General features: G+C 69.2%; 23 protein-coding genes. 8 read left to right on the top strand and 15 right to left on the bottom strand.

Features of this window, described 5'->3' with window-relative positions:
• The first annotated feature begins 93 nt into the window (after positions 1-93).
• The 3 genes from glnA (QE397_RS06260) to QE397_RS06265 all read left to right on the top strand — a co-directional run bounded on the left by glnA (QE397_RS06260) (position 94) and on the right by QE397_RS06265 (position 4,617).
• Positions 94-1,434: a type I glutamate--ammonia ligase gene (gene glnA / locus QE397_RS06260; protein WP_027505789.1), complete on the top strand. Its 1,341-nt coding sequence runs from the start codon at positions 94-96 to the stop codon at positions 1,432-1,434.
• 194 nt (positions 1,435-1,628) lie between these two features.
• Positions 1,629-1,892, top strand: a complete 264-nt coding sequence (locus QE397_RS21780) for a hypothetical protein (RefSeq protein ID WP_373425212.1) — start codon at positions 1,629-1,631, stop codon at positions 1,890-1,892.
• On the top strand, positions 1,855-4,617 hold the full coding sequence (locus tag QE397_RS06265) for a bifunctional [glutamine synthetase] adenylyltransferase/[glutamine synthetase]-adenylyl-L-tyrosine phosphorylase (protein WP_373425213.1): 2,763 nt from the start codon (positions 1,855-1,857) through the stop codon (positions 4,615-4,617). Before QE397_RS21780 ends, QE397_RS06265 begins: the two co-directional genes overlap by 38 nt.
• A gap of 87 nt (positions 4,618-4,704) precedes the next feature.
• Here the strand turns inward: QE397_RS06265 and QE397_RS06270 are convergent, their stop codons facing one another.
• The 5 genes from QE397_RS06270 to glnA (QE397_RS06290) all read right to left on the bottom strand — a co-directional run bounded on the left by QE397_RS06270 (position 4,705) and on the right by glnA (QE397_RS06290) (position 10,011).
• A complete protein-coding gene (locus QE397_RS06270) occupies positions 4,705-5,679 on the bottom strand; it encodes a glycine betaine ABC transporter substrate-binding protein (protein WP_027505791.1) in 975 nt (324 codons plus the stop codon).
• Positions 5,679-6,491: an ABC transporter permease gene (locus QE397_RS06275; protein WP_027505792.1), complete on the bottom strand. Its 813-nt coding sequence runs from the start codon at positions 6,489-6,491 to the stop codon at positions 5,679-5,681. Before QE397_RS06275 ends, QE397_RS06270 begins: the two co-directional genes overlap by 1 nt.
• The gene (locus QE397_RS06280; RefSeq protein ID WP_056445669.1) at positions 6,488-7,693 is read right to left on the bottom strand and encodes an ABC transporter ATP-binding protein; all 1,206 of its coding nucleotides are present in this window, start codon (positions 7,691-7,693) and stop codon (positions 6,488-6,490) included. The genes QE397_RS06275 and QE397_RS06280 overlap by 4 nt, the downstream gene beginning before the upstream one ends.
• Entirely contained in the window at positions 7,686-8,336 is a 651-nt protein-coding gene (locus QE397_RS06285; protein WP_027505793.1) for an ABC transporter permease, read from the bottom strand. The genes QE397_RS06280 and QE397_RS06285 overlap by 8 nt, the downstream gene beginning before the upstream one ends.
• A 238-nt stretch (positions 8,337-8,574) precedes the next feature.
• Positions 8,575-10,011: a type I glutamate--ammonia ligase gene (gene glnA / locus QE397_RS06290; protein ID WP_027505794.1), complete on the bottom strand. Its 1,437-nt coding sequence runs from the start codon at positions 10,009-10,011 to the stop codon at positions 8,575-8,577.
• A 226-nt stretch (positions 10,012-10,237) separates the two neighbouring features.
• On the opposite strand from glnA (QE397_RS06290), the gene QE397_RS06295 reads away from it, so the two are divergent.
• Positions 10,238-10,711 (top strand): RDD family protein, encoded by a 474-nt coding sequence (locus QE397_RS06295; protein ID WP_027505795.1) that lies wholly within the window; start codon positions 10,238-10,240, stop codon positions 10,709-10,711.
• Between the two features lie 15 nt (positions 10,712-10,726).
• Here QE397_RS06295 and QE397_RS06300 read toward each other — a convergent pair whose 3' ends face one another.
• From QE397_RS06300 to sucB, 5 genes are all read right to left on the bottom strand, one after another.
• Positions 10,727-11,479, bottom strand: coding sequence for a DUF4191 domain-containing protein (locus QE397_RS06300; RefSeq protein ID WP_056445665.1), 753 nt, complete (start codon positions 11,477-11,479; stop codon positions 10,727-10,729).
• Positions 11,480-11,561: 82 nt separating this feature from the next.
• Positions 11,562-12,599 carry a lipoyl synthase gene (gene lipA / locus QE397_RS06305; RefSeq protein ID WP_307092385.1) on the bottom strand — a complete coding sequence of 346 codons (1,038 nt, stop codon included), beginning with the start codon at positions 12,597-12,599 and terminating at the stop codon, positions 11,562-11,564.
• A 24-nt stretch (positions 12,600-12,623) separates the two neighbouring features.
• The gene (gene lipB, locus QE397_RS06310; protein WP_307092387.1) at positions 12,624-13,391 is read right to left on the bottom strand and encodes a lipoyl(octanoyl) transferase LipB; all 768 of its coding nucleotides are present in this window, start codon (positions 13,389-13,391) and stop codon (positions 12,624-12,626) included.
• A 24-nt stretch (positions 13,392-13,415) separates the two neighbouring features.
• Positions 13,416-14,303, bottom strand: a complete 888-nt coding sequence (locus QE397_RS06315) for a TIGR01777 family oxidoreductase (RefSeq protein ID WP_056445658.1) — start codon at positions 14,301-14,303, stop codon at positions 13,416-13,418.
• 138 nt (positions 14,304-14,441) lie between these two features.
• Positions 14,442-16,307, bottom strand: coding sequence for a 2-oxoglutarate dehydrogenase, E2 component, dihydrolipoamide succinyltransferase (gene sucB / locus QE397_RS06320; protein ID WP_307092389.1), 1,866 nt, complete (start codon positions 16,305-16,307; stop codon positions 14,442-14,444).
• Positions 16,308-16,617: 310 nt separating this feature from the next.
• Here sucB and QE397_RS06325 point away from each other — a divergent pair, with 310 nt between their 5' ends.
• On the top strand, positions 16,618-16,950 hold the full coding sequence (locus QE397_RS06325) for a hypothetical protein (protein WP_027505801.1): 333 nt from the start codon (positions 16,618-16,620) through the stop codon (positions 16,948-16,950).
• A 22-nt stretch (positions 16,951-16,972) separates the two neighbouring features.
• On the opposite strand, the gene QE397_RS06330 is transcribed toward QE397_RS06325, so the two are convergent.
• On the bottom strand, positions 16,973-18,481 hold the full coding sequence (locus QE397_RS06330; RefSeq protein ID WP_056445653.1) for a leucyl aminopeptidase: 1,509 nt from the start codon (positions 18,479-18,481) through the stop codon (positions 16,973-16,975).
• A 105-nt stretch (positions 18,482-18,586) separates the two neighbouring features.
• Here QE397_RS06330 and gcvT point away from each other — a divergent pair, with 105 nt between their 5' ends.
• A complete protein-coding gene (gene gcvT, locus QE397_RS06335; RefSeq protein ID WP_027505803.1) occupies positions 18,587-19,702 on the top strand; it encodes a glycine cleavage system aminomethyltransferase GcvT in 1,116 nt (371 codons plus the stop codon).
• Between the two features lie 33 nt (positions 19,703-19,735).
• Entirely contained in the window at positions 19,736-20,839 is a 1,104-nt protein-coding gene (locus QE397_RS06340) for a branched-chain amino acid aminotransferase (protein ID WP_307092392.1), read from the top strand.
• A gap of 4 nt (positions 20,840-20,843) precedes the next feature.
• On the opposite strand, the gene cobS is transcribed toward QE397_RS06340, so the two are convergent.
• Genes cobS through QE397_RS06360 form a run of 4 tightly spaced genes read right to left on the bottom strand, consistent with a single transcriptional unit; the run spans position 20,844 to position 23,891 of the window.
• On the bottom strand, positions 20,844-21,590 hold the full coding sequence (gene cobS, locus QE397_RS06345; protein ID WP_222647761.1) for an adenosylcobinamide-GDP ribazoletransferase: 747 nt from the start codon (positions 21,588-21,590) through the stop codon (positions 20,844-20,846).
• 5 nt (positions 21,591-21,595) lie between these two features.
• A complete protein-coding gene (gene cobT, locus QE397_RS06350) occupies positions 21,596-22,651 on the bottom strand; it encodes a nicotinate-nucleotide--dimethylbenzimidazole phosphoribosyltransferase (RefSeq protein WP_373425214.1) in 1,056 nt (351 codons plus the stop codon).
• Entirely contained in the window at positions 22,645-23,211 is a 567-nt protein-coding gene (locus tag QE397_RS06355; RefSeq protein ID WP_307092395.1) for a bifunctional adenosylcobinamide kinase/adenosylcobinamide-phosphate guanylyltransferase, read from the bottom strand. The genes cobT and QE397_RS06355 overlap by 7 nt, the downstream gene beginning before the upstream one ends.
• An 11-nt stretch (positions 23,212-23,222) precedes the next feature.
• Positions 23,223-23,891 (bottom strand): DUF3043 domain-containing protein, encoded by a 669-nt coding sequence (locus tag QE397_RS06360; protein WP_027505807.1) that lies wholly within the window; start codon positions 23,889-23,891, stop codon positions 23,223-23,225.
• Between the two features lie 85 nt (positions 23,892-23,976).
• On the opposite strand from QE397_RS06360, the gene QE397_RS06365 reads away from it, so the two are divergent.
• Positions 23,977-25,026, top strand: coding sequence for a glycerate kinase (locus QE397_RS06365; protein WP_222638381.1), 1,050 nt, complete (start codon positions 23,977-23,979; stop codon positions 25,024-25,026).
• Positions 25,027-25,063: the final 37 nt, after the last annotated feature.

Consider the following 25,063-nt stretch of genomic DNA (forward strand, 5'->3'; position numbering starts at 1 on the left):
CACAGTCGTCGCCACCGCGCTGTGAGGTCCAGAAAGTGCGACCGGTTTCACGATGTAACACGGATTTAATGCAACGTGCCTAGCCTGACGGTCATGGATCGCCAAAAGGAATTCGTGCTTCGCACTCTGGAGGAGCGCGACATCCGGTTCGTCCGTCTGTGGTTCACGGACGTGCTCGGCTACCTCAAGTCCGTGGCCATCGCTCCGGCCGAACTCGAGGGCGCGTTCGAGGAGGGCATCGGCTTCGACGGCTCGGCGATCGAGGGCTTCTCGCGAGTCTCCGAGGCCGACACCGTGGCCAAGCCCGACCCCACGACGTTCCAGATCCTGCCCTGGACCACCAGCAAGGGCGAGCAGCACTCCGCCCGCATGTTCTGCGACATCGCGATGCCCGACGGGTCGCCGTCCTGGGCCGATTCCCGGCACGTGCTGCGTCGCCAGCTCTCCAAGGCCGCAGACCTCGGATTCAGCTGCTACGTGCATCCCGAGATCGAGTTCTTCCTGTGCAAAGAACTGCCCGACGACGGTCGGCCCCCCGTCCCCGCGGACAACGGCGGCTACTTCGACCAGGCCGTCCACGACGAGGCGCCGAACTTCCGGCGTCACGCCATCGACGCCCTCGAGTCCATGGGCATCTCGGTGGAGTTCAGCCACCACGAGGCCGCGCCCGGTCAGCAGGAGATCGACCTGCGCTACGCCGACGCCCTGTCCATGGCCGACAACGTGATGACCTTCCGCTACCTCGTCAAGGAGGTCGCGATCGACGAGGGCGTGCGTGCGACGTTCATGCCCAAGCCGTTCAGCGATCAGGCCGGCTCGGCCATGCACACGCACATGAGTCTGTTCGAGGGCGAGACCAACGCCTTCCACAACCCGGACGACCCCATGCAGTTGTCCGAGACCGGCAAGGCCTTCATCGCGGGCATCCTCGAGCACGCCAACGAGATCAGCGCGGTCACCAACCAGTGGGTCAACTCCTACAAGCGTCTGATCCACGGCGGCGAGGCCCCCACGGCGGCGTCCTGGGGTCCGTCGAATCGCTCTGCGCTGGTACGCGTTCCGATGTACACGCCGAACAAGGCGTCGTCTCGCCGCGTCGAGATCCGCAGCCCCGACTCGGCGTGCAACCCGTACCTCACCTTCGCCGTGCTGCTCGCGGCCGGACTGCGCGGTGTGGAGAAGGGGTACACGCTGCCGCCCGAGGCCGAGGAGGACGTGTGGTCGTTGACCTCCGCCGAACGCCGCGCCATGGGCTACCGGGAGCTGCCCAGCAGCCTCAACGAGGCGCTCGCCGCCATGGAGGGCTCCGAGCTGGTGGCCGAGGCGCTCGGCGAGCACGTCTTCGACTACTTCCTGCGCAACAAGCGTCGTGAGTGGGAGTCGTACCGTTCGCACGTGACGCCATTCGAGCTCAAGACCTACCTGGGTCTGTAGCGACTGCGCGATTGTCGACTGGACGGGGCTGTCGAGTAACGTCGACACGCCATGAACATGTCGGAATGCACCACCGTCCCGAGATTCGTCGACCCGCGGTTCGTCCACCCGACGTTCGCTGACGCCGACCCGGCGGTCGACTCGTACACCGTGGTGGAGGCTCGCCCGTGATTCCGCCCAGTTCCCGTTCCACCGTGCCCAGCCCCGGACGGCTCGGTCTCGTCGAGGCGTCGGCCCCGGCGAACCTGTCGCTGCTGGGCTGGACCGACGAGGACAGCACCGAGCTGCTGTGGTCGCTGTCGCGCTCGCCCGACGCCGATCTCGCGCTGCGCACCCTCGCGCGCCTCGCCGAGGATCTCGGTGACAACTGGTCCGACCTCGACGCCCCGCCTGCGCACCGACAAGAGTCTGCGCGGCCGCATGTTCGCTCTCGCCGGATCGTCCAGCGCTCTCGGTGACCACCTGGTGTCCGAGCCGGAGAAGTGGCGCCTGCTCACCACCTGCACGGAGTCGTTGCCCACGGCCGACGAGCTGCGCGACTCGATGCTCGCGAGCGTCGGTGCCGTCGCGGAGACGGGCGACGACGCCCTCGGTCAGGTGTTCCGGGCCGAGCTGACCGGACCCAAGGCCATCATCGCGCTGCGCACGGCGTACCGCGACCACCTCATGATCCTGGCCGCCGCCGATCTCGCGGCGACCGTGGAGAACGAGCCCGTCGTGCCCTACGAGGTGGTCGGTCGTCAGCTGTCCGATCTGGCGGACGCGGCGCTCACCGCGGCACTGTCGGTGGCCGTCACCGTCACGTTCCCCGACGGGCCCTGCTCGGTCCGACTCGCGGTCATCGCGATGGGCAAGTGCGGTGCGCAGGAACTGAACTACGTGAGCGACGTAGACGTCGTCTTCGTCGCCGAACCCTCCAACTCCCTCGCCACCCGCATGGCCGGCGAGATGATGCGCATCGGCTCGTCCGCCTTCTTCGAGGTCGACGCCGCACTGCGTCCCGAGGGCAAGCAGGGCGAACTGGTCCGCACTCTCGACTCGCACCTGGCGTACTACCAGCGGTGGGCGAAGACCTGGGAGTTCCAGGCGTTGCTCAAGGCGCGCGCCATGACCGGTGACGCCGAGCTGGGCCAGGCCTACGTCGACGCGGTGACGCCGATGGTGTGGGTGGCCAGTGAGCGCGAGGACTTCGTCCCCGAGGTGCAGGCGATGCGCCGCCGCGTCGAGGAGATGGTGCCGGCCGAGCTGCGCGAGCGCGAGATCAAGCTGGGGCGCGGCAGCCTGCGTGACGTCGAGTTCGCCGTCCAGCTGCTGCAACTCGTGCACGGACGAGCCGACGACTCCCTCCACGAACGCGGTACCGTCGCCGCGCTGTCCGCTCTCGCCACCGGCGGCTACATCGGGCGTGACGACGCGGCAAACCTCACCGCGTCCTACGAGTTCCTCCGCCTCATCGAGCACCGGCTGCAGCTGCAGAAGCTGCAGCGCACGCACCTCCTGCCGCCGGACGACGACGACGAGGCGATGCGCTGGCTCGCCCGCGCCGCCCACATGCGTCCCGACGGCAACCACGACGCGACCGGCGTTCTGCGCCAGGAGATCCGTCGCAACGCGCAGCGGATCCGGCGGTTGCACGCTCGGCTGTTCTATCGCCCTCTGCTCGAATCGGTGGCCCGGCTGGACAGCGACTCGCTGCGCCTCAGTTCGGATTCCGCGATCCGGCAGCTCTCGGCGCTCGGCTACTCGGCTCCACAGAACGCGCTCGGACACCTGAGCGCACTCGTCGGCATGGGTGCGCGCAAGGGTCGCATCCAGTCCCTGCTGCTGCCGACGCTGCTCGAATGGCTGGGCGACACACCGGATCCCGACGCGGGCCTGCTGGCCTACCGACGGCTGTCCGAGGAGGTCGCCGAGCAGTCCTGGTTCCTGCGGCTGGTCCGCGACGAGGGCCCGGTGGCGCAGCGCCTGATGCAGGTGCTCGGGTCGTCGGAGTACCTGCGCGGTGTGTTGGTCAACGCGCCGGAGGTCATCCGGCTCTTCGCCGACGGATCGACCGGCCCGAAACTGCTCGACGTCGATCCCACCGAGACGTACGGCGCCATCCTGAAGTCCTCTGCGCGCTACGACGATCCGGTACGCGCGGTCGCGGCGGCGCGGTCCCTGCGTCGCTACGAACTGGCGCGGGTCGCCTCGGCGGACATCCTCGGACTGCTCGAGGTCCCCGAGGTGTGCCGGGCGCTGTCCTCGGTGTGGGCAGCGGTCATCAACGCCGCCCTGGACGCGGCGGTCCGTGCGTCCGTCGCCGAGCGCGGCGGCACCGCTCCCGCGTCGATCGCCATCATCGGCATGGGTCGACTCGGTGGTGGTGAATTGGGCTACGGGTCCGACGCCGACGTGTTGTTCGTGTGCGAGCCGGCCGAGGGCGCCGACGACAGCGACGCCGTCAAGTGGGCCAACGCCATCGCCGATCGTGTCCGCAAGCTCCTGGGTTCGCCGAGCCAGGACCCGCCGCTGGAGGTGGACACCGGACTGCGTCCCGAGGGGCGCAACGGGCCTGTCGTGCGCACACTCTCGGCCTACGACGCGTACTACTCGCAGTGGGCGCAGCCGTGGGAAGTGCAGGCCCTGCTCCGCGCCCACCAGGTCGCCGGCGATCAGGACCTGGGAATCCGGTTCCTGCTCATGGCCGACCGCATCCGGTACCCCGAGGGCGGTGTCTCCGAGGACGCCGTCCGCGAGATCCGGCGCATCAAGGCCCGGGTCGACGCGGAGCGACTGCCCAAGGGAGCCGACCCGAAGACGCACACCAAGCTGGGGCGCGGGGGACTGGCCGACGTCGAGTGGACCGTGCAGTTGCTGCAACTGCGTCACGCCCACCGCATTCCGGCGCTGCACAACACGTCGACCCTGGAGTGCCTCGACGCGATCGGCGCCGCGGAGCTCATGAGCCCTGGCGACGTCGACCTCCTGCGCCAGGCGTGGCTCACGGCCACGAAGGCCCGTAACGCGCTGGTCCTGGTGCGCGGCAAGCCGACCGATCAGTTGCCGGCTCCCGGCAAGGTGCTGTCGGCCGTCGCGCAGGTGGCCGGCTGGCCCAGTGGCGACGCGGGGGAGTTCCTCGACAACTACCTGCGCGTCACCCGTCGGGCCAAGGCCGTGGTGGAACGCGCGTTCGGTTCCTGACCCGTACCGGTTCTGCACAGAGAACGACCCCGCTCGGCCGACTGTGCCGGGCGGGGTCGTCTTCTGTGCACTATGTGTACCTCGGTGTCAGTCGGCCCCGGCGGTGACGAAACCCTGCTGCACCATCCAGTCACGCGCCACCTCGGCGGGTTCCCGGCCGTCGACGTCGACCTGCTTGTTCAGCTCGGTGATGGCGTCGATGGTGAGCGCCGCGGACACCGGCGCGGTGATCTCCGCGATCTCCGGGTAGCGGTCGGCGATCTCCTGACGCAGGTTCACCGTCGCGTTGTAGCGCGGGAAGAACAGCTTGTCGTCCTCGACGACCACCAGGTCGAGGCCCTTGATGCGGCCGTCGGTGGTGAACACCTCGCCGAACTTGCACTGCGAGCCGTCCGCCGTCGCCTGATAGATGATGCCCGTCTGCAGGATCTGGCGGTTCACCGCGTTCGCGTCGAAGCCGTACGCCGCCGCCATGCCGGGGAAACCGTCCTGGCGGGAGTTGAACTCGGTCTCCACGCACACCGCCGCGGCGGCGGGATCACGCTGCACCAGGGCGGCGTAGTCGGACAGCGTCTTCACGCCGGTCTCCTGCGCCGTCTGCTGGTTCATCGCGAGTGCGTACGTGTTGTCCATCGGCGCCGGGTTGACCCAGACGATGCCGTTCGCCTTGTCCGCGTCGCGCACCGCGTCGTACTGCTCTGTCGCGTCGGGAATGGGAGTCTCGTTGCCGAGGTAGTTGATCCAGCCGGTGCCGGTGTACTCGTAGGTGACGTCGACCTGGCCGCTGATCATGGCCTGCCGCGTGCTGTTGGATCCCGAGATGTTGGTCAGGTCGCGGACGTTCGCCCCCGCCGCCTCGAGCGCGAACTCCAGGATGTAGCCGAGGATGATCTGCTCGGTGAAGTCCTTGGAACCGACGGTGAGCTCGGCACCTTCGAGACCCGGCTGCGCCGTGATGCTTCCGGGTTCGACGGCCAGGGGCACCGCGCTGCCGGACTGCAGCCCGCAGCTGGTGAGGGCGAGGGTGGAGACCGCGCACAGTGCGATCAGGGTACGGCGCATCAGCGCAGTCCTTTCGGTCCGAGGAAGGCCTCGGCGAGAGCGCCCAACCAGTCGACGAGCAACGCCAGCGCCACCGCGAGCACGGCGCCCACGACGAGGATGAGCGGCTGATTGAGCTTGTACCCGGTGTCGATGAGCACGCCGAGGCCGCCGGCGCCGACGAGGAAGCTCAGCGTGGCGGTACCGACCGCCAGCACGAGAGAGGTGCGCAGGCCGGCGAGGATGTACGGCACCGCGAGTGGGAACTCGATGCGCCACAGGATGCCGGAGCCCGACATGCCCTGTCCGCGTGCGGCATCGATGTAACTGGCGTCCACCTGCTGGAACCCCAGCATGGTGTTCCGCAGCACCGGGAGCAGCGAGTAGAACGCGATGGGCAGGACACCGACCCAGAACCCGGTGCTGCCGGTCGCGAGGAACAACAGGACGAGCAGGCCGACGGCAGGCGCTGCTTGACCGATGTTCGCGATACCGATGAAGACGGGAGCGAGTCGTCGATAGCCGTTGCGAGTGAGGATGATTCCGAGGGGCACCGCGATCAGCACGACGAGTGCCGTCACGACGAACGTGATCAGGACGTGCTCGAGAACGCGCTGGGAGATCGTGGCGACGTTGATCGTCGCCGCCTGCGTCGCCGTGAGATCACGCGTGAGGGCGTAGACCAGCGTGACCACCACGAGGACGAGAACCAGTGCGGGCTGGACGACCAGACGGATCCGTTCGGCTCGCCGCGCTGCCCTGGCCGCGGACTTCGCATCGCCCTCTGCGTCGGCGGGATCGTCGACGACGGACGCCTCGACCGACGCCGTCACGACGACGCGCCCGAGACGGACGCCGCGCCCGCGTCGACCACGTCGTCGTGGTCGTGCGCGTGCTGCGAACGGATGGTCTTGATGGTGTCGATCAGTGCCTCGATGGTGACGGTGCCGACGTACTCGCCGCGCTTGCCCGTCACGGTCGCCGTCGCGTTGCCCTCGGCGAGCAGGGCCTCGAGCGCGTCCTGCAGCGTGGACTGGATCGACACGAGCTCACCGATCGGCACACCGACGTCGCGGAGGCTGCCCACGCCGGCGAGGTGACGACGGTCGGTCCACCGGATGGGCCGCTTCCGGGAGTCGAGGATGAGACCCCACGCCTCCGGATCGGTGCCGAGCGCCCGGTTCATCGTCTCGACCGGCTCGTCCTCACCGAAGGCGGGAACATCGCTGAGCTCGATGTCGCGCACACGCATGAGGGTGAGCTGCTTGAGAGCCGCACCGGCGCCGACGAAGCCGGCCACCGTCTCGTCGGCGGGATTGGCCAGCACGGCCTCGGGGGTGTCGTACTGCAGGATGCGGGACTGGTTGCCCAGGACGGCGATCCGGTCGCCCAGCTTGACGGCCTCGTCGAAGTCGTGTGTCACGAAGACGATCGTCTTGCCCAGCTCGGCCTGCAGGCGCATCAGCTCGTCCTGCAGGAGGCCGCGGGTGATGGGGTCGACGGCACCGAACGGCTCGTCCATCAACAGCACCGGGGGGTCGGCCGCCAGAGCGCGGGCCACACCCACGCGCTGCTGCTGCCCACCGGAGAGCTGGCGCGGGTAGCGCTCGCGGTACTGGCCCGGATCGAGTCCGACCAGATCGAGCATCTCGTCGGTGCGGTCGGAGATCTTCTTCTTGTTCCACCCGATGAGCCCGGGGACCATGCCGACGTTCTGCGCGATCGTCATGTGCGGGAACAGGCCGGCCTGCTGGATCGAGTAGCCGATGGTGCGTCGCAGCTCGTTCGGATCGATGGACAGCGCGTCCTTGCCGCCGATCGTGATCCGGCCGGACGTGGGCTCGATGAGGCGGTTGATCATCCGCATCGTCGTCGTCTTGCCGCAGCCCGACGGTCCCACCAACACGACGACCTCACCCGCGGGGATGGTGAGCGACACGTGGTCGACCGCGGCGGCCTTCTGGTTGGGGTAGGACTTCGTCACGTCCTCGAGGACGATCTCTGCTCCGGTGGTGGTGCGAGTCGTGTCAGTCACGGATACCCCTCGAGGTGGTGAGTTTGCCGATCAGGACGTAGATCCCGTCGAGGATCAGCGCCAGGATGACAATCAGGACGGTGCCGGTGAGGGCCTGGGGAACTGCGGTGGGGCTGCCGACGCGGGCGAGGCCGGAGAACAGGAGATTGCCGAGGCCGGGGCCCTTGGCGTACGCGGCGATGGCGAGAATGCCCATCGCCATCTGGGTGCTGACGCGCATCCCCGTGAGAATCGACGGCCACGCGAGAGGAATCTCGATGCGACGCAACACGGTGGCTCGGCTCATGCCGATACCGCGTGCCGCATCGCTGACCGCCGGATTCACCGCGTCGAGTCCGACCACCGTGTTCCGGATGATCGGCAGCAACGAGTACAGCACCAGCGCGGTGACGGTCGGCTTGACGCCGAGACCGAGAATGGGAATCAGCAGTCCCAGCAGCGCGAACGACGGGATGGTGAGCACCGTGCTCGCGAGAGCGGTGGCGACGGCGGAGCCGGCGGGACTGCGGTAGACGAGAACTCCGATGGCGACACCCAGGATGGTCGCGATGACGACACACTGGACGACGGCGGAGACGTGAAGATAGGAATCGATCGCGAGCTGCCTTCGGCGGCCGACGATGAAGTCCCACAGAGCATCCATCAGGTGCAGATCCTTCGCTCGGCAACAGGAGAGACGCGACTGTGGTGGTGCCACGACGTCCGGCGGCCGGGTGGATCGTCACCCGGAACACAGCGGACACCCGTGTCTACCCCGAAGGTTCGGAGTTCAATCCAGCTTTCGGTCGAGTCGTGTCCGCATCGTTCCCGAATCGTCCCGGAAACGACGCGAGCCCGCGCCGGACAGGGTCCGGAGCGGGCTCGACGTGGTGGAGCGTGACTCAGCAGTCGTAGTACAGCTGGAACTCGTACGGATGCGGACGGAGGTTCACCGGCGCGATCTCGTTCTCACGCTTGAGCGAGATCCAGGTCTCGATCAGGTCGGTGGTGAAGACGCCACCGGCGGTGAGGTACTCGTGGTCGGCCTCGAGGCGGTCGATCACGGCAGGCAGCGAGGTGGGTGCCTGCGGGATGTTCTTCGCTTCCTCGGGCGGGAGCTCGTAGAGGTCCTTGTCGACGGGAGCGAGTGGCTCGATCTTGTTCTTGATGCCGTCCAGGCCGGCCATCATCTGCGCGGCGAACGACAGGTACGGGTTACCGGACGCGTCGGGCGCGCGGAACTCGAGACGCTTGGCCTTCGGGTTGTTGCCCGTGGTGGGGATACGGACGGCGGCCGAGCGGTTACGGCCCGAGTACACCAGGTTGATGGGGGCCTCGTAGCCCGGCACCAGGCGGTGGTACGAGTTGATCGTCGGGTTCGTGAACGCCAGCAGCGACGGCGCGTGGTGCAGGATGCCGCCGATGTAGTGACGAGCGAGATCCGACAGACCCGCGTAGCCCTTCTCGTCGTAGAAGAGCGGCTTGCCGTCCTTCCAGAGCGACTGGTGGACGTGCATGCCCGAGCCGTTGTCACCGAAGAGCGGCTTCGGCATGAAGGTCGCGGACTTGCCGTGCTGCCAGCAGGTGTTCTTGACGATGTACTTGAACAGCTGCAGGTCGTCGGCTGCACGCAGCATGGTGTTGAACTTGTAGTTGATCTCCTGCTGACCGCCGGTGCCGACCTCGTGGTGGCCGCGCTCGAGCTCGAAGCCCGCGTTCTGCAGGTTGGTGGAGATGGCGTCGCGGATGTCGACGTAGTGGTCGTACGGCGCGACGGGGAAGTAGCCGCCCTTCGGGCGGACCTTGTAGCCGAGGTTGGGGGACCCGTCGGCCTCGGTCTCGGCGCCGGTGTTCCAGGCGCCGGAGCTCGAGTCGAGCTCGTAGAACGCGCCGTTCATCTGGGAGTCGTAGCGCACCGAGTCGAAGATGTAGAACTCGGCCTCGGGACCGAAGAACGCGGTGTCGGCGATGCCGGTGCTGGCGAGGTACTCCTCGGCCTTGCGCGCGACGTTGCGGGGGTCGCGGCTGTAGGACTCGCGGGTGTACGGATCGTGGACGAAGAAGTCCATGTTCAGCGTCTTGGCGTGACGGAACGGGTCGATCTGAGCGGTGCCGTAGTCGGGCAGCAGCATCATGTCCGACTCGTGGATCGACTGGAAGCCACGCACGGACGAGCCATCGAACGCGAGACCGTCTTCGAGGGTGTCCTTGGTGAACGCCTTCGCCGCGATCGAGAAGTGCTGCTGGATACCCGGGAGATCGGTGAAACGGATGTCGACGTACTCGACGCTCTCGTCCGCTATGTACTTGATGACCTCTTCGGCCGTGGTGAAATCCACGCTGGAACTCCTTCTTGTCGAGTGCTGGTCCGCGACGTCTGTGTGAGTGCGGCAGCTGCGCCACGCCGACGGTAGGGAAGTGGTGTTGCCTCACCGTCAAGTCCGTGTTTCGTCGGTGTTACGCGTCCCGTCGTCGCAGCTGGTGGCCGGTGGGAAGACCCTCCCGCCGGGGCGACACCTATCCTGGAGCAATGGCCCCGCACTCACACCAGTATGGAGAACACTCATGGCACGGATGACCGGATCGTGGCTCTCGGGCCCCGCCGCCGCGCTGCCCGACGGTGACCACGAGCAGCAGGCCTACCAGGGCGAGTACCTGGGACTTCCCAAGGTAGGGCCGGGTTCGCTCGCGCCGACACCGAGGCGTGTCGCGGCGTTGGCCATCGACTGGCTGATGTCGATGGGTGTGTCCGCGCTGTTCCTCGGCGGCAGCGTCGCCGGGGGCAACCTGTCGACCCTGACCCTGGGAGTGTGGTTCCTGCTCGGATTCGTGTCCGTGAGCTTGTTCTCCTTCACGCCCGGTCAGTTCTGCATGGGCATGCAGGTGGCGCGCATCGACGCTCCGGGCCGCGTGGGAGTCGTGCGCGCGCTGGTGCGTCAGGTCTTCATCGCCTTCGTGGTGCCCGCCGTCATCACCGACATCGACAGCCGCGGCATGCACGACCGCGCGACGGGCACCGCACTCCTCATGTCCCGATAGTGGGGCCGGAGGCCACTAGCGACGCTTGATGGTGCGCTGCACACCCTTCATCTTCGCGCCGCCCGGCATCGGTCCCTTGGGGAGTGCCGGGCCACCGCGGGCGCCCAGCGCCGAGAGCCGTGACTCGATGGTCTCCATGCGCTTGCTGTCGATGTTCTTCGGCAGCTTGGTCAGGTACTTCTGCAGCTGCGAGAGCGGCACCTGGCCCTCGTCGTTGCCGACGACGACGTCGTAGATCGGGGTGTCGCCGACGAGGCGTGCGGTCTTCTTCTTCTCCTGCGCCAGCAGTGCCTTCACGCGCTGCGGTGCGCCCTCGGCCACCAGGATGACGCCGGGACGACCGATGACGCGGTGCACGGCGTCCAGCTGCGTGGTGCCGGCGATGGCGGTCTTGACACGCCACCCGCCCTGCAGGTTGTCCAGTGCCCACGCGGCGGCGCCGGCCTGGCCCTCGGCCTTGCCGTACACCGACTTCTGCACGCGGCGACCGAAGATCACGAACGCGATGAGCACACCGATGAGGAGCCCGAACGGCAGCAGGAGCCACTCGATCCCGAAGATCAGCCCGATCAGGAAGAACAGCACCGCCATACCGACGACCGATCCGATCATCAGCGGCAGGAGGAGCTTGTCCTCCTTGCGCTGCATCTGGAAGGCCTGCCACAACTGGGAGCGCCGTTCCTTCGAGGCCTGCTTGCGTGCTGCCTTCGCCGCGGCCTTCGCCTCTTTCGAGGCCTTGCCCTTGCCTGCTGTACCGCCGTTCGCCATGGCTCCCAGGATAGGCGCAGACGCAGCGCGACCCGCCATCCGGTAGGACGGCGGGCCGCGTGGTGTCGCTGGGGGTGTGGGGTCAGCGGGCTGCCAGGCGCGCCATCAGCGAGCTGGCTTCCTGGGACGCCTCGCCGCCGTGCTCGAGGTGGGACATGTTCTCGGAGATCGCACGGCCGTGGTGAGCCATGGCCTGCGTGTAGAGGCGACCCGCGCGGTACGAGGAGCGGACCAGGGGACCGGCGAGGACGCCGGCGTAGCCCATGGCCTCGGCGGCCTTGGAGTGCTCGACGAACTCCTCCGGCTTGGCCCACCGGTCGACCGGATGATGCCGCGGCGACGGGCGCAGGTACTGGGTGATGGTGAGGATGTCGCAGCCGGCGTCGTGCAGGTCCTGCATCGCCTGCGTGACTTCCTCGTAGGTCTCGCCCATGCCCAGGATCAGGTTCGACTTGGTCACCAGGCCGGCGTCGCGCGCCGCGGTGATGACGTCGAGGCTGCGCTGGTAGCGGAACGCGGGACGGATGCGCTTGAAGATGCGCGGCACCGTCTCCACGTTGTGCGCGAGCACCTCGGGGCGCGAGGAGAAGACCTCGGCCAGCTGGTCGGGGTCGGCGTTGAAGTCGGGGATCAGCAGCTCGACACCGGTGTTGGGGTTGAGGCGCTTGATCTCACGGACGGTCTCGGCGTACAGCCAGGCGCCGCCGTCCTCGAGATCGTCGCGGGCGACACCCGTGATGGTGGAGTAGCGCAGACCCATCGCCTGCACCGACTCGGCCACGCGGCGCGGCTCGTCCCGATCGAGGTCGGCAGGTTTGCCGGTGTCGATCTGGCAGAAGTCGCAGCGACGGGTGCACTGCTCACCGCCGATGAGGAACGTGGCTTCGCGGTCTTCCCAGCATTCGTAGATGTTGGGACACCCGGCCTCTTCGCACACCGTGTGCAGTCCCTCGCGCTTGACGAGTCCCTTGAGTTCGGAGTACTCGGGGCCCATCTTCGCGCGGGTCTTGATCCACGACGGTTTGCGTTCGATCGGGGTCTCCGCGTTTCGGATCTCGAGGCGGAGAAGCTTGCGTCCGTTCGGAGCTTGTGCAGGAGAGTTCTCGGGTGCGACGGTCACCGCATCGATGCTACTCGCGGGGGGTCATCCGCCGAAGTTCACCGTGGTGAAGCGTGGCGTGGGTGCGACGGGCGTTCTGTCCAGATCGTGCACCGCCAACGGCAGGGCACCGTCGAGTGCGTCCAGGATGCGCTGCGTGACCGCCGGAGTGACCTCGTCGACGGTCACGTCGCGGCCGAGTTCGTCCGACAGTGTGGTGACGCCGGCGTCCGCGATACCGCACGGAACGATGGTGCCGAAGCCCTCCAGGGACGCATTGCAGTTCAGGGCGAAGCCGTGCAGAGCCACACCCCGCTGCACGCGGACCCCGATGGCAGCCACCTTGCGTTCGGGCTGCCGTCCCGGACCAGAATCTCGGGCTCCGCGCACCTCGCCGGCCGCGAGCCAGACGCCGGAACGGCCGTCGATACGCCCGACCTCGAGGCCCAGATCGGTGCACACGGCGATGAGTGCTTCCTCGATCAGCCGGACGTACCGAACGACGTCGACGGGCTCCGCGAGCCGCACGATGGGATAGCCGACCAGCTGCCCGGGACCGTGCCAGGTGATCTTGCCGCCACGGTCGACGTCGATGACGGGGGTGCCGTCGCGCGGCCGATCCTCGGGAGCCGTACGCCGACCCGCGGTGAAGACGGCGGGGTGCTCGAGAAGCAGCAATTCGTCGGCGCCGACGTTCTCGGCACGACGGCCGGCGACCTCGCGCTGGATCTCGAGAGCGTCGAGGTAGTCGATCGTGCCGAGCGAACGCACGAGCATCGGCCGGGCGTCGGCGCGGGCGGAGCGGGTGATCATGACATCGAAGAGTACGCCTCCGGGTCAGCCGACGGTGTCCGCGAGCGCCTCTCCGATGGTGTTGTGCTCGAACGTGAATCCGTGCTTCTCGAGCACCGCGGGGATGGCTCGCGGATTGTGCAGGATGGCCTCGTTCGCGAACTCGCCGATGATCGCGGAGATCGCGAACCCGGGCACCATCCACGGTGCCGGGCGATGCACCGCTCGCGACATGGCGCTGTTGAACTGGGCGTTGGTCACCGGTGCGGGACCCTGGAGGTTGACCGGTCCGGTGATGTCCTGATTCTCCAGGGTGAAGACGATCGCCCGGACCTCGTCCGTCAGTGAGATCCACGGGAAGTACTGGCGGCCGCTGCCGAGCCGACCGCCCAGCGCGAAGAGGTACAGCGGGCGGAGCTTGCCCATCATGCCGCCGTGCCGGGACAGGACGGCAGCGCTGCGCAGGAACACCACCCGGACGCCGTTCGAGGCCGCGAAGGACGTGGCGTCCTCCCAGTCGCGACACACCTCGGCGAGGAAGCCCGTACCGACCGGCGCCGTCTCGTCGACCACGGTGTCGCCGGTGTCACCGTAGAAGTTGATGCCGCTGGCGTTGACGAGCGTCGGCACCTTCGCCTCGACGACGGCGCGGGAGATCACCTCGGTGGGGACGATGCGACTGTCGCGGACGGCCTGCTTGTACGCGCCGGTCCACCGCTTGTCACCGATCCCGACACCGCACAGGTTCACCACGGCGTCGGCGCCCTTCAGCGCCTCCGGGTCGAGCGATCCGGCTGTGGGATCCCAGCCGATCTCGTCCGGTCCCGCGGGTGCACGGCGGACGAGGCGGAAGACGTCGTGCCCTCCGCTGCGCAACGCCGCCACGAGCGACGTGCCGATGAGTCCGGACGAACCTGCGATGACGATGCGCACGAGTGACTGCCTCCTGGGACGGCGACGGGGGCACCCACTGCACGGTGTGCAGCGAGTGCCCCCTCGTTCGACAGGTCACAGATTCCCGGAGGTCGGGGCTGCGAAGTGTCGGGGACTTCCGAGATTACCGAAGAAGCGTCAGAGGCCGAGGTCGGCTTCGAACGCGCCCTCCTCGAGGCGGTGCTTGATGGTGGTCAGGAAGCGACCCGCATCGGCGCCGTCGACGAGACGGTGGTCGTAGGTGAGCGGCAGGAACGCCATGGAGCGGACACCGATGGACTCGCTGCCCGAGGCGTCGGTCACCACTACCGGGCGCTTGACGATGGCCCCGGTGCCCAACATGGCGGCCTGCGGCGGAACCAGGATCGGCGTGTCGAACAGGGCGCCCTGGCTGCCGATGTTGGTGATGGTGAACGTGCCACCGGACAGCTCGTCCGGCTTGAGGCCGTTCGACCGTGCCCGTGCCGCGATGTCCGCGATGGCGCGTGCGATGCCGGCCAGCGACAGGTCGCCCGCGTTGTGGATGACCGGGGAGAGGAGGCCCTGCTCGGTGTCCACCGCGATGCCCAGGTGCTCGGCGTCGTGGTACGTGATCTCCTTCTTCTCCTCGTCGATGCTCGCGTTCACGTTGGGGTGAACCTTGAGCGCCTCGACGACGGCCTTCGCGAAGAACGGCAGGAACGTCAGGTTGACGCCCTCGCGCTCCTTGAACGTGGCCTTGGCGCGGGTGCGCAGTGCTGCCACCTTGGTCAGGTCGACCTCGAACACCTGCGTGAGCTGCGCCGACGTCTGCAGCGACTCGCGGGTCTTCTTGGCGGTGATCTGCCGGATGCGGTTGATCTTCTGCGTCGAACCGCGCAGGTGCGCGAGTTCGGGCCGCACGCCGGCAGTGGACGGTGCCGAGGGCGTGGCGGACGCGGCGGGAGCTGCGGCAGCCGGAGCGGCCTTCTCCTCGGCCGGTGCCTTCTTCGCCTCTGCGGCGGCGAGGACGTCCTGCTTGCGGATGCGCCCACCCACGCCGGTTCCCGACACGGAGTTCAGGTCGACGTCGTTCTCCTGCGCGAGCTTGCGCACGAGCGGCGTGACGTACGGGCTGGAACCGCCGGCGTTCGAGCCGCCGGCCGGCGCCTCGGACTCCGACTTCGAGGAGTTCTCGGACTTGCTCTCGGACTTCGGCTCCGGCGTGTAGACCTCGCCGGCGGGCTCGGGGTCGGCCTGCTTGGCGGGCTTCTCGGCGGGCTTCGCCTCCGCCTCGGGTTCCGGCTTCTTCTCCGGCTCGGGCTTCTTCTCGGGCTCCGGCTCGGGCTCGGGCGCGGACTCCTTTTTCGTGGGAGCACCGGAACCGATGACGGCGAGCTGGCCGCCGACCTCGACGGTGTCGTCCTCCTCGGCGCTGATCTCGAGCAGGGTGCCGGCGACCGGGGACGGGATCTCGGTGTCGACCTTGTCGGTGGAGACCTCGAGGAGCGGCTCGTCCACGGCAACCTCGTCGCCGACGGCCTTGAGCCACCGGGTGACGGTGCCCTCCGTGACGGACTCGCCCAGTTCGGGCATCGTGACGGGAGTGCCGTCGCCGCCACCGGTGGAACCGCTGCTCGCACCGCCGTCGTCGTCGCTGTCGGGTGCGGGCGCGTCGGCCTCGCTCTCGCCCTCGACGGACGCCTGCTCGGCGGCGTCGGACGGGCCTGCGTCGGCTTCGTCGCTGCTCGAGTCGTCGCTGCTCGAGTCGTCGCTGCTCGAGTCGTCGCCGTCGGACGGCGCCTCGTCCGCGTCACCGATGACACCGAGCTCACCGCCGATCTCGACGGTGTCGTCCTCCTGCGCGACGATCTTGGTCAGGACACCCGCTGCCGGAGACGGAATCTCCGTGTCCACCTTGTCGGTGGAGACTTCGAGCAAGGGTTCGTCGACTTCGACCGTGTCCCCCTCCTGTTTCAGCCACCGTGTGACAGTCCCCTCGGTGACGCTTTCACCGAGAGCTGGCATCTGGACGGAGAAGGTCATGTCTGTTGACTCCTCGACAAGTTGTAGTACGGGTGTAGCGGCTCGTGGTCGCTAGCGGGTGTGGTGTCTAGCCGGTCGCGGTACGTGGACCATTGTGGCCGCGTCGCACCGTTCTCGCGGCGAGTTGTGCCGGTAACGGGTGACGCGCACCGTGAGATGGTTCACGCGATGCCCGATCATCCTGTCACTTCGTGAGACGGTTCGCGCTCGGCGGGGTCGGCGTGCCGTCCGGATGATGGTGTGGACCGGATTGAGTGCATTTCGTGCACGCGAGAGTCGCGTGTACTGCTCGGCGGATGGAGGAGACACCGTGGGACTGTTCGACAGATTCAAGCGCCCGAGTCGATCCCGAGGCGGAGCGTCCTCGTCCGACAGAGCGCATCTCGCCGACTGGACGGCCGCCCGCATCGGCGTCGAGGCCTACGTCGAACCGGAGACGACGGTCACTCCGATCACCGTGGTGCTGGTCGCGAACGACGGTGAGTGGACCCGCCGCGCGGTGGGCGGCGAGAAGGGCGCGCGCAAGCTGGGCGAGGACCTGAAGATCCCGGTCTACGACGTGCGCAAGACCGGGTATCCCCAGCGGATGCGGGACCACGACGCCCGACAGAAGATCATCCGGAGGCGCGAGCAGGGAGCCTGAGCTCCCCGCTCGCGCGAGCGGGTCAGCCCTGCTCGGCGATGTCCTCGAGCACCGAGATCATGGTGCGCACCGGGACACCGGTGCCGCCCTTGCTCGTGTAGCCGTGCGGCCCGCCGGTGTTGAAGGCCGGCCCGGCCACGTCGATGTGCGCCCACTGGACGCCCTCGGCGACGAACTCCTTCAGGTAGAGCCCGGCCGCGAGCATGCCGCCCCACCGGTGGTTGGTGACGTTGGCGAGGTCGGCGACGCGGGAGTCGAGATCGGGTCGCAGTTCGGCCGGCAGCGGCATCGCCCAGGCGTTCTCGCCGATGCGCTGCGAGATGGCGGCGACGCGGTCGCGGAACACCTCGGTGCCCATGACACCCGGGGTGCGTGTGCCGAGGGCGACCATCTGCGCTCCGGTGAGGGTCGCGGTGTCGATGAGGTAGTCCGGCTCGTCCTCGCAGGCGCGCACGATGGCGTCGGCGAGAATGAGGCGGCCCTCGGCGTCGGTGTTGATGACCTCGACCGTGGTGCCGCCGTACTGGGTCAGCACGTCGCCGGGACGCTGCGCCGTGGACGACGGCATGTTCTCGGCCATCGGCACCGTCGCGGTGACGTCGATCGGCAGTTTCAACTTGGCCGCCAGCACCACCGTCGCGACGACGGCGGCCGCGCCGGCCATGTCCGAGGTCATGTTCTCCATGCCCGCCGCGGGCTTGATCGAGATGCCGCCGGTGTCGAACGTGATGCCCTTGCCGACGAGAGCGACGGTGGGGGACTTCTTCTTCCCGCCGGACCAGGACAGCCGGACCAGACGCGGCGGGCGGGACGAGCCCTTGCCGACGCCGACGATGCCGCCGTAGCCCCCGCGCTCGAGTGCCTTCTCGTCGAGCACCTGCACGGTGAGGCCGGCCTCGGTCCCGAGGGCACGGGCGCGCTCGGCGAACTCGGCCGGGAAGAGGTGGCTCGGGGGCGTGTTGACGAGGTCACGCGCGGTGGCGACCGCCTCGGCGACGGCCTCGGAGCGCGCGAGTTCGGCGCGAGCCTGCTTGTCGCGCGGCGATCCGACGAGCAGATCCACCCGGGTGATCGGTGTCGCGTCGTCCTTGGGCGCCGACTTCTGCTTGTACTCGCTGAACTGGTAGGCGCCGAGGTAGAGGCCCTCCGCGGCGGCGGCGAGGCCGACGGCGGACAGGGTCGTCGCGACGTGGCCGATGCCGGTGAGCGCGCGCGCCGCCGATCCGGCCGCACGACGCAGCACGTCGTCGGTGCGCTCGGCGGCGGTGCCCAGACCGACGGCGAGAACGCTGGCGGCGGGCAGGGACGAGGGTGCGGGAACGCGGGTGACCTGATCGGCCCGGCCGGTGGCGCCGAGGGCCGTGACCGCGGCGAGGACGTCTGCGGCGGCGTTCCCGAGGAAGTCCTCGCCGACGATGCGGACACCGTCGTCGGTCTTCTCGAGTCCGACGACGACGACCTCGACGGCCTTGTCGACGGTTCCGGCGAGGACCAGTTCGGGTCCGAGTGTGCGCTGCGACTGACTGCTCACGTGCTGCTGCTCCTGATGGTCGGGGACGGTCGGTGAGGGTGGAGCGACGCAGTCGATCGTATGCTGACCCCGACATCGGCCTCGTCTGAGTTAGCGTTCCCCACCATGAGCGAAGAGTTGTTGCACGGTCCGGTCCACGAGGCGCACGTCGCCCTCGGAGCCACGTTCGCCCCCTTCGGCGGGTGGACGATGCCGGTGTCGTACGCGGGCACCGTCTCCGAGCACACGTCGACGCGCACCACCGCGGGGTTGTTCGACGTGAGTCACCTGGGCAAGGCGGTCGTCTCCGGTCCCGGCGCCGCGGCGTACGTCGACTCGGTGCTGACCAACGCGCTCGACCGCATCGGGCCCGGCCAGGCGCAGTACACGTTGTGCTGCACCGAGAACGGCGGAGTGGTCGACGACCTCATCGCCTACCTCGTGTCCGACGACGAGGTGTTCCTCGTGCCCAACGCGGCCAACACCGCCGCCGTGGTCGAGGTGCTCGCGCAGGGTGCCCCGGCCGGCATCGAGGTCCGCTCGGCCCACCGGGAGTACGGCGTCCTCGCCGTGCAGGGACCGCGGTCGGCCGACGTCCTCGCCGCCGTCGGGCTGCCGTCCTCCCTCGATTACATGGCGTTCGAGGACGTCGCGTTCGGATCCGGCTCGGTACGGGTCTGTCGCACCGGCTACACGGGGGAGCACGGGTACGAGCTGCTGCCGCAGTGGGACACGGCCGCGTCGCTGTTCGAGGCGCTGCTGGGCGCGGTGCGCGAGGTGGGCGGCGAGCCCGCCGGTCTCGGAGCGCGCGACACGCTGCGCACCGAGATGGGCTACCCGCTGCACGGGCACGAGCTGTCCGTCGACATCAGTCCGCTGGAAGCGCGCTGCGGCTGGGCGGTGGGCTGGAAGAAGGACGAGTTCCGCGGACGCGACGCCCTCGTGGCGCAGAAGGAGGCGGGCGCACCCCGCACCCTCGTCGGCCTCCGCGCCGTCGGACGCGGTGTGCTGCGTCCGGATCTGACCGTCCTGCGCCCCGGGAATTCGGTCGGCACCGGAGAACCGGTCGGTGCGACCACGTCCGGCACCTTCTCGCCGACCCTCAAGGTGGGCATCGCGCTCGCGTTGCTCGACACCGCGGCGGGCGTCGCCGTCGGTGACGCGGTCGACGTGGACGTGCGTGGTCGGGCGATCGCGTGCGAGGTGGTCAGGCCGCCGTTCGTCGAGGCGCACGTGCGGTGAGATGCCACACCACGCTGCTTTAGAGTGTTCGGCATGACTGGCCTGGAATTCACGCGTCACGAGCACCCGTCGCCCGCCACCGCGGAAGCGCGGGCAGCGGTGTTGCAGGCGCCCGGGTTCGGCGTGCACTTCACCGATCACATGGTGGCCATCGACTACGACGCCGGCACCGGGTGGCACGACGCGGTGGTGACGCCCTACGCGCCGTTCCCGATGGATCCCGCGGCCATGGTTCTGCACTACGGCCAGGCCATCTTCGAAGGTCTCAAGGTCTACCGCCAGCCCGACGGCAGTCTCGCGTCGTTCCGCCCCGGCGCGAACGCGGAGCGCCTGCAGAGCTCGGCCGCGCGGTTGGCGATGCCGGCCCTGCCGGTGGAGCTGTTCCGCGAGTCCATCGAGCAGCTGCTCGCCGTCGACCACGAGTGGGTGCCCGTCGCCGGCGGCGAGGACGCGCTCTACCTGCGGCCGTTCATGTTCGCCACCGAGGCGGGGCTGGGCGTGCGCCCGTCGTCCTCCTACCGCTACCTCCTCATCGCCTCGCCCGCCGGCGCGTACTTCCCGCGCGGGGTCAAGCCGGTCAGCGTGTGGCTCTCCACCGAGTACGTGCGCGCCGCGCCGGGCGGCACCGGAGCCGCGAAGTTCGCGGGCAACTACGCGGCCTCCCTGCTGGCCCAGGCGCAGGCCGCGGACCAGGGCTGCGACCAGGTCGTGTGGCTCGACGCTCTCGAGCGCCGCTACGTCGAGGAGATGGGCGGGATGAACCTGTTCTTCGTCTTCGGCTCCGGACCCGACGCGCGGTTGGTCACGCCGTCCCTGTCCGGCTCGCTGCTGCCCGGCATCACGCGTGACTCGCTGCTGGCGCTCGCCACCGACGCGGGCTTCGCCGTGGAGGAGCGCAAGATCTCCACGGACGAGTGGCAGAAGAAGGCGGAGTCGGGCGAGATCACCGAGGTCTTCGCGTGTGGCACCGCAGCCGTGATCACCCCCGTCGGCAGTGTGAAGTCGGCCGAGGGCAACTTCCGCATCGGTACCGGAGAGCCCGGCGAGGTCACCATGGCGCTGCGCGACACACTCACCGGAATCCAGCGCGGCACCTTCGCCGACACCCACGGCTGGATGAGCACGCTGCGCGACTGATCGCTCAGCCGACGAGGCAGAGCACGAGCACCACGGCGGTGGTCAGCTCGATGCTCGCCCCGAGCACGTCACCGACGAGACCGCCGAATCGCCGAACGCAGTGCCGGGCGAGCAGAGTGACGGCAGCGAGTGCCACCGCGACGGCTGCCACTCCCTGCAGCGGGACGCCGGGGACGGCGAGCAGCCCGGCGGCGAGTGCCACGAGGACCCACAGGGTGACCACGGCGGGTGACTGCGACGCCGCGACGAGTGAGCCGAAGCCACTGCCGGTGGCGGCGGGCACCGAGCGGCGGCACACGATCACGACGGCGCACCGGGACACGACGGCAGCGACCACGATCGCGAGAGCGTCTCCCCGAGAGACGAGTTCGCCCATGGCCACCGCCTGCACGCCGAGAATCAGAACGAGGGTCGCGGCCCCGAACGGTCCGGTGGACCCGGACTTCATGATCGCCAGCGCACGCTCGGCCGGGCCGTAGGACCCGAGTCCGTCCGCGGTGTCCGCGAGCCCGTCGAGATGCATTCCGCGGGTCAGCAGCGCCAGGATGCCGACGCCCAGCAGTCCCGCGAGCAGCGGCGGCAGGTCGGCTGCGGCGCACGACCACACCACCAGTGCGGCCGCGCCGCCCAGCGCCAGGCCCACGAGCGGGACGATCCCGATCGCGCGGCGTGCGTCGTCGCGATCGACGGCGTCCGGACCACGCACCGGCAGCACCGTCAGCCAGGAGAACGCCAGGCGCACCGGGTCCAGGAACATCAGGGCCGCGTGCTCACACCGGCATCGGAGAACGTCGCCATGTCGGCGAGTGTCGCGACGGCACCGGACAGGATCGGCAGCGCGACCATCGCCCCCGAGCCCTCGCCGAGGCGCATCGACAGGTCGAGCAGGGGATCGAGTCGCAGGTGTGCGAGCGCCAAGGCGTGTGCCGGTTCCGTCGACCGATGGCCGGCCAGCCACCACGACGAGGCGCCGACCGAGAGATCGTTCGCGACCAGTGCCGCCGCCGTGACGACGACGCCGTCGAGCAGCACCGGTGTGCGACGCACCGCGGCCTGCACCAGGAAGCCGGTCATCGCGGCGAGATCGGCGCCGCCGACGGTGCGCAGCAGTGCGATCGGGTCGCGGGTGACGGGACGCGCACGCCGCAGGGCGTCACGGATCGCGGCGGTCTTGCGGATCCACCCCGCGTCGTCGATGCCGGTACCGCGGCCGACCGCCGCCACCGGTTCGGTGTTGGTGACGGCAGCGATCAGCACGGTGGCGGGGGTGGTGTTGCCGATGCCCATGTCGCCGGCGATCAACAGGTCGGCGCCGCCGTCGACCTCCTCGTCGGCGATGTCGCGGCCCGCTGTCAGGGCGGCGATCACCTCGTCCTGCGACAGTGCGTCCTCACGGTCGATCGACCCGCTGGAGCGACGCACCTTGTGCGACGACACGGAGTCGTCGGTGTCCGCGTCGACCGCGATGTCCACCACTCGCACGGTCGCACCGGACACCGACGCCAACGCGTTGATCGCGGCGCCGCCGGCGGCGATGTTCGCGACCATCTGCGCCGTCACCTCGGGCGGGTACGCGGAGACCCCACCGCGGGCGATGCCGTGATCGCCGGCGAAGACCACGGCGCGAGCCCGAGCGAACCGATGCGGAGGGTTCACGCCCTGGCACGACGCGACCCACCCGGCGAGGTCCTCGAGACGGCCGAGCGAGTCCGCGGGCTTGGTCAACGACGACTGCCTGGCCCTCGCCTCACGGGCGATCTCGGCGTCGGGTGGATCCACCGGACGGAACAGTGCGGAACTCTCGGTCACCACGTGCCTCTCGATCGGTCGGTGGGTCGGTCACTCGGTCGGGTGAGGGGGACGGACAACCCGGCCACCACCAACGTCACCGCGTCACACACCTGCGCGAGACGGGCGTTCGCGGCACCGATCTCGTCGCGGAAGAGTCTGCCCGCCCGCGACTCCGGGATCACGCCCAGACCCACCTCGGGGGAGACGAGCACCAGCGGACTCTCGAACCGGTCGACGGCCGTCACCAGGTCGTCGACCGCGGCCACCACCGTGCCGCGCGGCGAGTCCCACGCGCGCAGATCGTCCAGCGCGCCGGTGAGCCAGGTCCCCAGGTCGTCGACCAGTGTGGGCACGTCGTCCCGCAGGGCCTCGGACAGTCCCGCGTACGAGGTGATCTCGACCGTGGACCAGTGCTCCGGCCGCGTCCGTCGATGCGTGTCGATGCGGGCGTCCCAATCGGCGTCCGCACTGTTCCGCCGCCCGGTGGCCACGTACCGGACCTCGGCGTGACCGGCCAGCAACGACTCCGCATGGCCGGACTTGCCGGACCGGGCACCTCCGAGGACGAGCGTGCGCGTCACCGCGGGTGCGCTCAGACCGCGTCGCCGGGGCCGACGCGAGGCTTGGGGGCACGCATCTTGCGGACCTGCGACGCGCGGACGAACGAGTACCAGCCGAGCTTGAAGCCGCCGTCCGGAGTCTCGGGGAAACGGTCCCGCACCTTGTTGTTGACGCGGCGGCCGAGCAGATAGCCGTCGATACCCATGAAGATCATCATGATGAACAGCGCGAGCGTGACGATCGACTGCACCTCGGGGCTCAGGAACAGTGCCACGAGAAGGATCAGGGCCATCGGCATGAAGAGCCCGACGAAGTTGCGACGCGAGTCGACCAGGTCACGCGCGTAGGCGCGAACGGGGCCCTTGTCGCGGGGGAGGAGGAACTTGTCCTCGCCGGCCATCATGCGGGCACGCTGGTCCGCGGCCTTCGCGCGACGCTCGGCCGAGGCGGCCTTGCGCTCGTCCTTGCTGCCCCGCGTCGCCTTGCGTCGCGCCCGGGCCTCCTTGGCCGTCAGCGGTGCCGGTGCGACCGGGCCACGGCGGCGGCCCTCGGCCTCACGCCGGGAGGGCGTCGGACGGCCCTTGCCGAGGCTGACGTTGCCGCGGGTCTGCGCCGTGCTCTCGTCCAGGCTCGTCGACTCGTGGTCGACGGGGGTCTGGGTGTCGGACTTCTCACTCGACTTACCGAAGGGCAGCTTCACCCCCACAGGTTATTCGACGTTCACCACCACGCGAACACCGCAGTCGTGGGCTCTCACGACCGACGCTCCTCGTTAGAGTGTTCCGATGCGCGTTCTCATCGCCCCCGATTCCTTCGGAGACACCCTGACCGCGGCCGAAGCAGCCGACGCCATCGCGGCGGGGTGGTCGAGCGCGCGCGACGACGAGCTGATCCTCGCGCCCCAGTCCGACGGCGGACCCGGGTTCGTCGACGCACTCGCGGCCGACGGCGGCGAGGTGATCGAGTCGACCGTGTCCGGACCCCTCGGCGACGTCGTGACCGCGCGCTGGTTGCTCGACGGCGCGACCGCCTACGTGGAGGTCGCGCAGACCGTCGGTCTCGGACTTCTCGGTCGTTCGCCGGATCCGGAGTCGGCCGTCGCGGCGTCCAGCAGGGGAGTGGGGCAGATCGTCGCGGAGGCGCTGACCCGTGGTGCGACCACCGTGGTGGTCGGTCTCGGTGGCAGCAGCTCGACCGACGGCGGCGCGGGCATGATCGAGGCTCTCGGGGGACCCGACGCGGCGGTCGCGGCTCTCGCGGACGTCGACCTCGTCGCGGCCACGGACGTCGACAATCCGTTGCTGGGTCCGGCCGGTGCGGCCGCGGTGTTCGGACCGCAGAAGGGTGCGGACGCGGACACCGTGCGCGTCCTGGAGGAGCGGAACGCCGACTGGTGCGTCGAGCTCGATCGCGTCGCCGAGCGCGCGGTGGCGGACCTGCCGGGGGCGGGTGCGGCCGGCGGCCTGGGCGCCGCGTTGCTCGCGCTGGGAGCGACCCGCACGTCCGGGGCCGATCTGGTGGCCGAGCGCACCCGTCGCCACGAGGTGATGCCGACGGTCGACGTGGTGCTGACGGGCGAGGGGAAGTTCGACTCGCAGTCGTTGCGCGGAAAGGTGGTGACCGCTCTCGCGGGGTCGGCTCGCGAGCACGGTGTGCGCACGGTGGTCCTCGCCGGTCAGGTGCGTCTGGGCGAGGACGACATGCGCGCGGCGGGCATCGAGTCGGCGCACTCGGTGACCGATTTCGCCGGATCGGTCGACCTCGCCATGTCGGACGCGCGTGCCCAGCTGACCGGCCTCGCCGCGGACGTCGCCCGCACCGGCTCGTGGGCGTGACAACCCCGGCGATCGTGTGGAATAGCGGGGTCGGGAG

This window comes from Rhodococcus sp. SORGH_AS_0301 (assembly GCF_030818285.1).
Classification (GTDB): Bacteria; Actinomycetota; Actinomycetes; order Mycobacteriales; family Mycobacteriaceae; genus Rhodococcoides.